The sequence below is a fragment of the Bacillus massilinigeriensis genome (assembly GCF_900117315.1).
Lineage (GTDB): Bacteria > Bacillota > Bacilli > Bacillales > Cytobacillaceae > Bacillus_BE > Bacillus_BE massilionigeriensis.
The window spans coordinates 2365601-2377405 of the sequence record NZ_LT630337.1; the positions used below are offsets into that span (position 1 = coordinate 2365601).

Genomic DNA, 11805 nt, shown 5'->3' on the forward strand with positions numbered 1-11805 from the left:
GCTTTTCTTGGCCTCTCAAAACATTACGAAAAAATGGACCATGCGTTATCGGAATTGGGACATGATCTTGAGTCAGCTTGAGATTTTGAATCAAACATCCTAATTGGGGACTCTGTCCCCAAACCCCTGAAGTTTAGCGCTTTTGTTTTCCCTAAAACGGACTAAAAAAACGGACAGAAAAGATCCGTCCGTTTTAGGGAAAAACCATAAAACCGCTCGGGTTGCACTTCTGCATTGCCCTATCCTGTTTTATGGTAAAAGCCAATTATATTTTTGACAAATGATGTTTTTTCTATACCTATTATTTCTTGCCTTGCGAAGATTGTCGGATATTACCTACACAAAATTTTACGCAGACCCACTCAATAATTCCCACTGCACTCGATAAATTATACTACTAGGTTGCCGATTGAAAGATGGCTAAATATTTTTGAAGTATTCGGTTAGCTTTTCGTTTTCCTTATCACGTAATTGCTTATTTTCCTTTTCAAGTTCTTTGTTTTTTTTCTCCAATTTTTCAATCCTTCTTTTAAGTGAAGCAATTACAGCGTTTTGATTGTTTTCATCTCTTTTAATTCTACTATCTACAAATGCTTTTTCTTGTTGATTGCGTAAGAAATTAATGCGCTCTTTAAGCTCAGAATGGTTATATAGGGTTGCTTTACTAACTCCAGCTTCTTTTGCCACACTATTAAAATTAATGGCCTTAGATGTCCTTGTAAGGCGTTTAATAGCTTCCTCAACCTTAATCTTGGTTTCTTGCTTTCTCTTTTCATGGAGCTGACTTAATTGCTTTTCACGGTCAAATTTAGCCATGTGTAACACCTTTCATTTTCTTCCGATCTAATTGTCTCTTCATACGGTCAATACGCCCGAAAATGACATTTCCTTTCTTAATTGTTTCATAAATATTTTTGTACCTATCTAGATTCTTTTCATTCGCTTTTACCATCTCTTCCCGACCATATTCTTTTGCTACTTGAATAGTTTTAGTTGTTGACTCTATAAGTAATTCATACTTTTTTACATCAAAACTATCCATGCCAACGGATAAGTCAAAACAAGGCTTTCCATCGTTCGCTGTTAGACAAGGAGGCTCAGCTGCTAATGGACAATTTCCGTTAACTCTTGCACGACAAGTGCCGTAAGGGTTATCCAATGCATTTAATTTCTCGTCTTTCCAAATCATATCCAATATGTCTTCAGGGATGTCCTCAGTTTCTGATACCTCATGTATTTCTCCATTAAGGTCAAACGTAAAAACACCTTGTTTAATAACCTTTTCAAACTCTTTCCGTTTTGTGTCATCTAATAAGCGAGCATATCTCAACGTCATTTCGGGTGACGCGTGAGCTAACAACTCTTGCACTGTTAGAATATCAGCGCCACCATTTAACAATTTTACAGCGTATGTGTGCCGGAATTGATGGTTTTTGAAGTGAAAGAGATTCCCCATTTCATCAGTGATATTCTTTTTGATAGCCAATTCATTAAGTTTATCGCTAATCCAACCTTGTGCATAAGGCAGTCCTTTACGAAAACCCTTATATCGAACGAAGATGTATTTATTAGGGTTGTTATCGTCATTACTAAATTCCTTTGAGTTATGTATGACAACGGCAAGCATATTTGCTAACTCTTCATCAATTGGTATTCTATGGCCTTTAACGTATACTTTTTCAATATCCGTAACGATAGAGTATTTACCATTTAAACGTACTAAGCAATCTTGTGTTAATCCTAATACATCGCTTATACGTAGGCCTGTTTTATATGCTACCCACACAACAGGTTGTACATCTGGATTAAGTTCGTTAATGTTACCGAAGAGTTGCTCTAATACCGAATCAGGAATATATTCAATAACATCATCAGATTTTTTATCAAGTGAGGGATAATCCTCCGGATAAAGAAGCAATGATGTTGATTTCTCAGATGCGATACTATATTCAAATCGTTGGATATCTTTTAAAAAAGTGTAAACACATTTTATGTTATCACTTCTATTTTGTTTAGGATTTGCATTTTTTTGTTTCAATTCATTTATTGAATAATCCCGAAGGTAATTCAAATAGCTCTCTATATGCTGTCTCGTTAGTCCCTTTAAATCATTCCACTGTGGTTCAATTTCAGAAATAAAATTGAGAAATCTTGGAACATAAATTGAATATTTCCGAGCCGTCCCCCACGAAAATCTGCCTCCACCTAGTAGTCGAGTGTGTAAATATTTCTTAAAATACTGTCTAAAGACAGTGTTTTCAATTTTCATAAAGTCAACGAAAAAATCAGTCGTGGATCTATTATATTCCACTCCATATTTAGCATTTAGCACTCTTACATCCCATCTGTCTTTTTCCCATTCTTCACGTTTATCTGTAAGAGTAAATAACTGTTCATAAACTGCGCGGAAGAAGTTTGCTAACTTTGATCTAATTTCTCTTCCACCATACTTATAATGATGACTTTTCCTAGTTGTTTTTAGACCGTTGTTATTTAGCCACCAAATCCATTTTTTCTCAGCTTCATCAACATCCAAATCAAGAAGTGATTGGAGTTTGGGGTATTTTTCGTTTAGAAATAAAATAATTCGATATATGTACCCAGAGTATTTACTAAAGAAGACTCTTAGACCAATTTCATCATTAAACAATCTGTGGAACATAACATATTTCAGTTCTAAAGCAAAGTTATGATTTTCGGAAGTGAAATTTACATTTTTACGTTTTTGTGTATATTTTTTGAATTGTTCCTTAAAGTTAGGAATAATACCAATGTCATTTACATTCCAACTATCACTAACTAAAAAGTAATCATCATAAACTAACTCTGTTATTACCTTCCCATCTCTAGAAATTTCCTTAACCTCATAAGAGGAAAGAGTAGATGTGATTAAATCCCAATATTCACTTTTTTGAATTGGATTACTTGCTACTTTGTTTTCCAAAGTTTATCCTCCTTAAATATCAATCTAGATTAAAAGGGAACTAAATCATCAGGAATATTTGAATTAATTTCATCCTCTGTGATTTTACTCTTCCCAATCTCAAAAACGTGAGAGACTTTCTCCCAATCTTTACGAATATCATCTTCAGATGGGTGGATGTATAAGTCTATCGTTGTTTGTATTTGTGCATGTCCTAAACGCTCTTGTACCGCTTTAATGTTCTTAGTTTTAAGATAAAACATTGTCCCATGAGTATGACGAAAAATATGTGGTGTAATATGTATGCCTGTTTTTCTCTCAATCTCTTTAAAAGTTGCGTAGACATCCGAATAGGTGAGAGGTTGTCCAGCATTCTTTCCCCAAATTTTAACAAATACAAAGTTATGGTCTGGATTATATTCATCAATTACCTCATACAAGTAATCATCATATAAGTCCATTAGTCCTTGAGAAATATCTATTTTCCGTTCACCAGTCTTCAATTTCCCGCCATTTGGTAATTCGCCTCTATCAGTTAACTGAATTTTATGCTCCCTTTTTCTAGCATCAAAAAGAAAATCTTCAAGGAATAAAGAGAGGACCTCACCTATACGTAATCCACTTTCAAAAAGTAACCTTACTAAGAATCGATCCCTAATGTTTGTAGTAGATTGATAGATTTCATCAACCTGTTCTTTTGTAAATATTTTAACTCTATTTCTTCTTGGTTCATCTAATTTAAGGATATTTTTAGTGGTGGGTTTACCCTTATTCACATGATGTAAGAAGCCCTTATACCCATTTCCACCTGCACCTACAAACATCTTCTTCATTAGTTTCTCGACAATATCTGAATCAATTAGCTCGTTTCGGTATAGATAATCGTAAAAGTTTGTAACTACTGTAAGGTAAGTATTAACTGTCTTCGCACTACGTTTGGCTGGTAATTTTTTATGAGGTACTACTTTATTGCTTTCATATGGATTTCTTAGCCAAGCAATAAAGTTAGATAATTTTTCAAAGCTCACATCCTGATAATCTATTCCAATTTGTTCTAAGTATGTAAAGTAGAATTTCAAAGCCGTACAGTAAGTCCTTAAAGTATTGCTACTATCCTCTCTGTTATGTAAATACTTCATATACTTAGCAACAGGTTCTACAGGTAACCCATCTGCTCTAATAAGAAGAAATGCTTTTCTATTTTCTACAGTTACCTCAACTATCCTCATGATATAACCTCCAATCCTTTTATTATCTTAATAGTGGCTCTGCTCATAAAAGTACTATCCTTATTGTTTCTTTAAAGGTCCTCGAAACTATCGTTTCTGCGGAGTGCTATCCTCGCACCGAGGCTACGTCCTCTTGAAAACAAACAAACGTTCTTTAGTTTATATATTCATATTAAACTTTTGAAACCATATATTCAACCATTATTTAACTAATATATTATGTAAATAAAAAAGGATAATTAGCCCTCATAATAGACTAACTATCCTATAATAAATAATCTATATTTAATTTAAAGGCTGAAGTTGGTTCCCCCTCTTTCCTTTCTACTTTTATTTTTTGATCATTCTGGTTGCCTTTATCTAATCCAATCTCATTATCATTAGACATTGACTATTTCCCCTCTCTCTCTTTTCATAAAAATAGAGCACAGCAGATACACTGTTATGCCCTATAAATATATTATATAGATATTTTTTACATTGAATAGGTTATTTTAGACTAAATTTCAATAAAAAGGAAGCGTGGGGACGGTTCTTTGCTTCCAACCGCAAACAATTCATAATTCACTAATTTGATTGAGAAACTTACTAGGAAGCAGGGAACCGTTCCCCGCTTCCGTAATCTATTTCACTTTTCCTACTTCTTCATACAAGGTCCCATCAGTATCCATTATTACTACTTCCGATTTTAATCGATTTAATCCAATCAAAATCCAAGGGTTTTTCTCGGCCGACTGATTATAGAAGGTTCTGATTTCAATTATTGTTGTATTTCCCTGTTCCTTCACATCTAGAACCTCAATATTGTTCCCAGCCATTTTCCCACCTAAAGAAAGAACAATACCTTTATCCCCTTCAGAAATTGTAAAAGCTTTATATCCTCGAATACTTGTATCTTCTTGAAGCTGTTGTGTATATATGGATACTTCATCACCATAGTCCCTTTTTTTACCAATCCAATAATCAACCTTATTTAGCCAATCAAAAAGGATAAAGAAAGCAACAGACAAAATAATAACCGTATAAACTAACTTTTTCCATATCCTTTTATTCCCAAAAAGAGTCAATAAAAAGGATACGGTAAAAACCCCTAAACTTAATACTCCAAAAGGCATCCCTTCAAATCCGCCAATGACGATAAGACTTCCTAATAAAATGACCCCACCAAGGATATATACAACTAATACTCTCCTATTATTGTCAGATTTTTTACTAAAAAGAAAAGTAATAGAATAGCATCCCAGACCTATCAATAAGCCAATTAAATACATATAAATAAATACCAAATCTCCAACCCCTCTGAAGCATGGGGACGGTTCTCTGCTTCGGAAGCAGAGAACCGTCCCCATGCTTCCAATTTTTATAAAATACGTGTTTTCCCATTTTCAATTAATTTAAGGTGAATGTTATTCGATGTTCCTCCTTCAATATGCTTAGGCACATTTGATAAATCGAGTAATTCCTTCAAATGAATAGACTTTTCACTATTTGCTTCTATGGTAATAATATAGGGACCAGCTACATTCATTAGTGACTCCGTGCGTAACTCATCTTCCATGATATAGGAATCTAAAAATTCTAATTCAAATGTAACATCTTCACTGCTTCGATTATGTAATACTAGATTACATTCCCCCTCTAGTAAATCCTCTTTTACATATTCAAAATTACATCGACCCTCACCATCATACGATATTGCTGAGATGCCGCTTGCTAACGTTTCTTGGTACACATAAATTAATAGATTTGGGAAAAATGTATATACTATAAAAACTATTACAATTGTCCGAAATTGATATTTTTTCATACCCATAACAATTAAAATTATGGCGATAATAAACAAAAATGATCCAATTATCCCAAGGGGAATATATCCATCTTGATTGCGGATAGGAAATGACATGAATGAGGAACGTGCTTCAAACATGACATTATTAGGAAACGGAAAAAACAAATACCTACAGATACCTAAAATAATCAATGAACTTACCAATGCCACCTTGCTTCTTATCACCAAATCCCTCCACTCCTTGGAAGCATGGGGACGGTTCGAAATCACTGAAAAACGCATCCTAAAATTTGGTAAACAAAGAATTCAATCGAAATATTAAGAAAAACCCCCACTAATTGGTATAATAGAATTGACTAGAAACTATAACCAAAGTGAGGGTTTTTTATGCTTAAAGACAAAAATATGCAGTTAAGCATCTATTCATTATTATACGATAAAATACCTGAAAATCATATGCTTAGACTGATTAAGGAGGCCGTTGATTTTAGCTTTATAAATAAACTATTAGAGGATACTTATTGTAAACATTATGGGAGACCAGCAAAAGAACCTGAACTTATGATAAAATTATTGATCCTTCAATATCTTTATAAATTATCTGATGAGCGTGTCATTGAAGATGCCTCTTTAAATCTTGCTTTTATGTATTTTCTTGAAATAAATCCAGAAGAAGATTTGCCTCATCCTAGTTTATTAGCCAAGTTTCGAGTACAAAAACTACAAAAGAAAGAAATATCTTTGGATGAAATGATTAAAGAAATCATAAAGCAGTGCGTGGATATGGGGATTATTAGCGGAAATGGAATAAGTATCGATACAACCCATACCGAGGCAAATACCTTTAAGGCAACTCCAGAAAGGGTTATGAAGAAACTCGCAAAAAAAATATTTAAAACAGTAGAAAAAGAGAATGGTAATGTACCTGAGGGCATCAATCAAGAAATCCCAGATTATAAAGAAATAGATAATCATAAAGAAGCAAAAGTAACAATGAAAGCCTTTCTGGAGGAAACCATCGCAAAGGTAGAAGAAAGCGTTGACTTAGAAGTTAGCCACCAAACAAAAGAAGTAATAGAAAATGCGAAAGAAATTCTCCGTGACCCTAAGTTTATCGAACAAAAAGGAGTTCGTTCCATTGTTGATCAAGACGCAAGAGTGGGTCATAAGAGTAAAACTAAAAATTTCTTTGGATTTAAAACCGAATACATGATTACCGTAGAAGAAAGATTGATTACAGCTGTTGGAGTAAACCCAGGAGCATATGTGGACGGGCAAAAGTTTGATGAATTGATGGAATGGACTCTAAAAAGCGGATTGACATTAGAGGAATTATATGGCGACAAGGGATACTTCAAGAAGCCCATTTTAGATAAGATTAAGGAAATAAACGCAAAAGCTTATATACCAGTCAGCCCGATGGCCTATAAAATTGATGAAGATTTATACAACTATAACAAAGATTCTGACGAATGGTTTTGTGTTCAAGGAAACAAAACAGAAAGAAAAAAATATTATAAAGATAAACGAGGAAGAGAAGTTTACAAATATTATTTTGAAAAGGAACTATGTGCCGATTGTCCACTCAGAGAGACATGTATTAAGGAGAAAAGGAAAAGTAAAATATTAGCAATAGGAATCAATACGCCAGAATTCTATGGATACAGTCAGGAACAGAAAACAGATGAGTTCAAGGAAAAATATAAGAAAAGAGCTTGTCAAGAATGGAAAAATGGCGAAATGAAAAATTTCCACGGGTTAGATCGTGCCAGAGGGTACGGTCTAAAAAGCATGACCGTACAAGCAAAGTTAACAGCCATAGCAGTAAATTTAAAGAGGATAGCAAGCATACTATCCTCTAAAAAGGCTGCTTTATAACAAATAAAGTGGCAACTGATTAAAAAATTAAGTAAAAATATCTCCATTTTCTTGGAGCTACCAAAAATACGGATCAAAATATCTCCATTTTCTGATAGCCTCCTAAAAATGGAGATTTTTTAATCAAAAAAGGGTACTTTTTCAGTGATTTCGGACGGTTCTTTGCTTCCAGCAAGGACTAATTATTGATTCTTTTTTGCATGGGGAAAAATTATTTGGAAGCAGGGAACCGTCCCCTGCTTCTTCCTCTATATAAGTTGTCTAGTACCCACACCGAGGAATATATCCAAAAGATCATAAGAATGAGGGTTGGTACAAACCAACCTTCCCGAAAAATTAACAAGTGAAATTTGTGCCCCAAGAAAATGATAATACCTACTAAAGTAGACGCCATAATTTTCCACAGCCAATGTTGCCGAAAATATCCCCATATCATAACTGGGTAACAAATAGAAAAAAAGGTTAGATATAAACCGTAACGGCTAAATTTGGGGTTAGAGAATAAATCTACCGTAAATCTCATGAGGCCAGATAAATCGAGTACACCCCATAGAAACACGATTGTGCATACTGGGAACATACCCAAAAAGATATATACGTAATATTGATATGTTAGTCTAAGAACTCGGTCTAAGCTTGTGTACATCCATTTTGAAATCATGAAGAACAGAAGCAAACCGACGAACGTCATCCACGTACTCCACCAATGGTGACGGTATATGTCCAATGAAATAAAGAGTTCCTCCACCAAACTATATAGAAATGACACAACTACATTTAAATAAAATGGTTTTTGGAGAACGGTCAATAACAGGGCAGAAGAGGCGACGCTAAACTGCGAGAAAAGATTACCCGTTAATACATCATTAAAAGGATCAATGCTTGAATTACGTATTATTTTCGGGTAATACACATATGCATCAAAAAAAATCATGACCATCGTTTCGAAATATAACGGAAGGGCAACGACCGTCAAAAAAAACGCAAACGTTCTACAACGGTTTTTAGAATGATAAAGGGTATATACGATTTGAATTGTGGACGAGACACCTAACAACAAATACCAAATAGTATGGGACCAGAATAAATTCATAGTTTTTATCCTTCATATCATTGGAGTTTAAAATCTAATATTTATTGAAGGAATAGCCAAACAACGTGAGTGGATTGCGTCTAATAATTATTATTCCCTTACTCTTTTTTACAATACTTTTTTACTTGTTATAAAGCTTTTAGTATTTTTACTTATATTAGTTACGTATTGAAAACTATAAAGAAGTAATGCTCTTAAAAAGTCGATAGCTAAGTATTGAGATTTAGTTAATTTGTCCAATGTAAATATCTTATATCGGTGTACAAATTTTAATCCTCCAAAATAGATAAAACAAATGTGAAGTATTAAATTAGAAATTAAATACAACGGGAATTTACCATATGTCATTTTTAACATCCAAAGACTGGTAACAAAATATGGGCCAAAATTAAAAAAGTTCATGCTGTCCAATGGTGGTATCCCTTTATAAAATCTCCACCATTTTTTCCTTTCACCGAATAAATCAATTGCTTTTGTAAATGTACTAATAAAAATTGCAGCGGGAAGATACTTTTTAAATGAATTTCGACCTAATAGAGGTACTGTTAACCAAGGCAGTATTAGCAAAGCTATGTAAAAGAATTTCGGATTCTTCATTAAATCATCCCTTTATATTTTAGACTGCAGATTTTAAAAATGACAATATTGTTTCGTATTTTGCTTTCAAGCAAGTCTAATTTTCGAGATAGGGAAGCATGGGGACGGTTCTTTGCTTCCAGCTGAATTAATTATTTTTGTGCATAGAGGAAATTTTATGGAAGCAGCGAACCGTCCCCTGCTTCCTATTGTTTAATATATTTATACTCGACTTCATCATTGGCATCATTATATTCCACATATAAATCATGGCCATTAAAAAACCATAGATCCGATTCTTCTATAAAGAAAGTGATATCATCTAAAACTGTAGACACAGCAGCATTTCTAGAATCGTTATCGATTGTAAAAGCAAGTGCATATCCTTCCTGAATGGGACTTGTTCCATAAATTTGAGTATAAAAACGAACTTTATTTCCTTTTTCTAATCCAACTTCCTCTTTAAACCATTGCAATGCCCTATCACTAATCTCTATTTTCATTAATACCATCTCTCTTTTCACTTTTAGCAGCACCTGTTGTTTTTCCTATTCATTGATTAAGTATTATTATGGTCAAAACAGGAACCAATTAATGTCGAAATCAACTAATTATTAATAATAACTTAAGTGTTTTGGCCATAATAAAAATCTGTTTGTTCCTCTTCACCCATATATATAGAGTGAGCTCCAGTTTGACTCCAGATGGGGAAATTATTCTCATTAATTGCTTGCCCAAAAATGAATGATTACATTTGGGGATTTGCCTTTAACTCAATCAAGTAAAGGGGATTCCCTTCTGGATCACTGAAGTACGCGATTCGGGTTGCTTCTTCTTCCATAATAGGCTGGAATTGAGCACCCCGGGATTCTAACAGCTTGATAGCTGAATCTAACTCCTCTACTTCCAATCCAATATGTACGCTACCTGATTTCATAGAATGTGAATCTTGGCCTTCACGAGGATGAACTAGCCCAATGGATAGTCCCGGTGCTTCGAGCTGCACCAAATGCCCTTCTACTTTAAATTGAACATTTAATCCAAGGGTTTCCACGTAAAACTTTTCTGCTGTTTTTAAATCCTCTACAACGATTGTTATATAGCTGCTCTTAAACATTGTGAATTCCCCCATTTATTAATCTTGATTTATTATATTCAAAATATATTTCATTCACAAATATGGCAGAATCCATTAATGGTCTATTTACTAATTGTTTCGATAATTTATTGTGAAAATCTCTCCAGTACTTCAATATTAGGGGAATGAGATGATTTTTGAAATTCAACCATTTTTTACTTTGCTTATTACTTGTGCTGTTGTTCTCCATTGCAAATTCCTCCTCGACATCCAAAGAAGCATTGGCAATCCATCCATTTTGCTAAAATAATTTCTTCTCAAAGCAGTCAACAGCTTTTCCTTGCCAAATACTATTTCCATATAACTTAAACCCCAAGGATTTCCAAAACCCCTTAGCAGTTACGTTATCTTGTAATACACCAATGCGAACTTTATTAAATTGTTGTTTTATTAAGTGATCCTCAAAAGAGGCATAAGCTATTTTCCCATATCCTAATGAATGATAATCCCCTTTTATCATTAGTAAACCAATCCATGGATGGTTGTCATTCGGATTATTTTTGAGAAAATCTATAATTCCAATGTATTTATTTTCCCGAATTATTAAGAAACTATCACTATTCGAGTTAAGAAATTCACTTCTTACTTCCTCTATTGATCTTAATGGGTTACCATTTTCCAAAAGGTTATATTCTGAATTTGAATTAACAATATCCAGAGCTCGCTCAATTGAATCTTCTGTGATGGGTTCAAAAATCATTTCAAAATCCCCTCTTTTTTTTAAAGTAAGAAAAACTCTTCTTTTTTTCATTAATAAACTAGAAACAACCATAGAAAAAATGCTGATAAAAAAATGATTACGTCCATCTATCATACATACTCACCCACTATTCCTATATGATAAATATTCTAAACATCTCTTGGATGCTAGGGAAAGTGATTTTTGCTCTCTCATAGCAACACCAATATTTCTAAAAACAGGAACTTCAAGCTCTTTTGCAATAATTTTGTGAGGTACACGCTGTAAAATCAATTCTGGTAATATACTGATGCCAAGCCCGTTTTCTACCATAGACATAATGGCATAGTCATCCCATGTTGTAAAATTAACTTGTGGAAAGAGATGGTGTTTCTCAAAAATCTCTGAGATTTCTTCTTTGGCCCCCTTTTCCAACAGCATAAACGGAAGCATAGGGACGGTTCTTTGCTTCCATCTGTGCTAAAATTTCGTGCGAAAAA

At 33.8% G+C, this 11805-nt stretch carries 10 protein-coding genes and 3 pseudogenes; 1 reads left to right on the forward strand and 12 read right to left on the reverse strand.

All coding sequences use genetic code 11. The annotated features are described in order from the left end of the window. Positions 1 to 420 precede the first annotated feature (420 nt). From BQ6100_RS11760 to BQ6100_RS11780, 6 genes and pseudogenes are all read right to left on the reverse strand, one after another. A complete protein-coding gene (locus tag BQ6100_RS11760; RefSeq protein ID WP_075981804.1) occupies positions 421 to 816 on the reverse strand; it encodes a DUF6262 family protein in 396 nt (131 codons plus the stop codon). Continuing rightward, positions 809 to 2944 (reverse strand): tyrosine-type recombinase/integrase, encoded by a 2136-nt coding sequence (locus BQ6100_RS11765; protein WP_075981805.1) that lies wholly within the window; start codon positions 2942 to 2944, stop codon positions 809 to 811. The genes BQ6100_RS11760 and BQ6100_RS11765 overlap by 8 nt, the downstream gene beginning before the upstream one ends. Before the next feature lie 29 nt (positions 2945 to 2973). After that, positions 2974 to 4152 carry a tyrosine-type recombinase/integrase gene (locus BQ6100_RS11770; RefSeq protein WP_075981806.1) on the reverse strand — a complete coding sequence of 393 codons (1179 nt, stop codon included), beginning with the start codon at positions 4150 to 4152 and terminating at the stop codon, positions 2974 to 2976. 289 nt (positions 4153 to 4441) lie between these two features. Beyond that, positions 4442 to 4540, reverse strand: a pseudogene (locus tag BQ6100_RS21850) (inner membrane protein YiaA); the annotation flags it as partial. Positions 4541 to 4775: 235 nt separating this feature from the next. Beyond that, positions 4776 to 5438 (reverse strand): hypothetical protein, encoded by a 663-nt coding sequence (locus tag BQ6100_RS11775; protein ID WP_075981807.1) that lies wholly within the window; start codon positions 5436 to 5438, stop codon positions 4776 to 4778. Positions 5439 to 5512: 74 nt separating this feature from the next. Next, positions 5513 to 6166, reverse strand: coding sequence for a hypothetical protein (locus BQ6100_RS11780; RefSeq protein WP_075981808.1), 654 nt, complete (start codon positions 6164 to 6166; stop codon positions 5513 to 5515). 162 nt (positions 6167 to 6328) lie between these two features. Here BQ6100_RS11780 and BQ6100_RS11785 point away from each other — a divergent pair. Then, a pseudogene (locus BQ6100_RS11785) lies at positions 6329 to 7804 on the forward strand (IS1182 family transposase); the annotation flags it as partial. A 1216-nt stretch (positions 7805 to 9020) separates the two neighbouring features. Here the strand turns inward: BQ6100_RS11785 and BQ6100_RS11795 are convergent. The 6 genes and pseudogenes from BQ6100_RS11795 to BQ6100_RS11820 form a co-directional block, all read right to left on the reverse strand. Continuing rightward, positions 9021 to 9509, reverse strand: coding sequence for a hypothetical protein (locus tag BQ6100_RS11795; RefSeq protein ID WP_075981810.1), 489 nt, complete (start codon positions 9507 to 9509; stop codon positions 9021 to 9023). 185 nt (positions 9510 to 9694) lie between these two features. After that, positions 9695 to 10012: a HesB/YadR/YfhF family protein gene (locus BQ6100_RS11800; RefSeq protein ID WP_315970018.1), complete on the reverse strand. Its 318-nt coding sequence runs from the start codon at positions 10010 to 10012 to the stop codon at positions 9695 to 9697. A gap of 224 nt (positions 10013 to 10236) precedes the next feature. Then, the gene (locus BQ6100_RS11805; RefSeq protein ID WP_075981811.1) at positions 10237 to 10605 is read right to left on the reverse strand and encodes a VOC family protein; all 369 of its coding nucleotides are present in this window, start codon (positions 10603 to 10605) and stop codon (positions 10237 to 10239) included. After that, complete coding sequence (locus tag BQ6100_RS11810) at positions 10598 to 10816, reverse strand: hypothetical protein (RefSeq protein ID WP_075981812.1); 219 nt, start codon at positions 10814 to 10816, stop codon at positions 10598 to 10600. Before BQ6100_RS11810 ends, BQ6100_RS11805 begins: the two co-directional genes overlap by 8 nt. 51 nt (positions 10817 to 10867) lie before the next feature. Then, positions 10868 to 11440, reverse strand: coding sequence for a GNAT family N-acetyltransferase (locus BQ6100_RS11815; RefSeq protein WP_218921360.1), 573 nt, complete (start codon positions 11438 to 11440; stop codon positions 10868 to 10870). Between the two features lie 6 nt (positions 11441 to 11446). Continuing rightward, positions 11447 to 11752 (reverse strand): annotated as a pseudogene (locus tag BQ6100_RS11820) (LysR family transcriptional regulator substrate-binding protein); the annotation flags it as partial. Between the last annotated feature and the right edge of the window lie 53 nt (positions 11753 to 11805).

Bases quoted from the DNA above. Each gene is read 5' to 3' on its own strand.
- BQ6100_RS11760 (WP_075981804.1), bottom strand. From the start codon at position 816: ATGGCTAAATTTGACCGTGAAAAGCAATTAAGTCAGCTCCATGAAAAG.
- BQ6100_RS11770 (WP_075981806.1), bottom strand. From the start codon at position 4,152: ATGAGGATAGTTGAGGTAACTGTAGAAAATAGAAAAGCATTTCTTCTT.
- BQ6100_RS11795 (WP_075981810.1), bottom strand. From the start codon at position 9,509: ATGAAGAATCCGAAATTCTTTTACATAGCTTTGCTAATACTGCCTTGG.
- BQ6100_RS11805 (WP_075981811.1), bottom strand. From the start codon at position 10,605: ATGTTTAAGAGCAGCTATATAACAATCGTTGTAGAGGATTTAAAAACA.
- BQ6100_RS11810 (WP_075981812.1), bottom strand. From the start codon at position 10,816: ATGGAGAACAACAGCACAAGTAATAAGCAAAGTAAAAAATGGTTGAAT.
- BQ6100_RS11815 (WP_218921360.1), bottom strand. From the start codon at position 11,440: ATGATAGATGGACGTAATCATTTTTTTATCAGCATTTTTTCTATGGTT.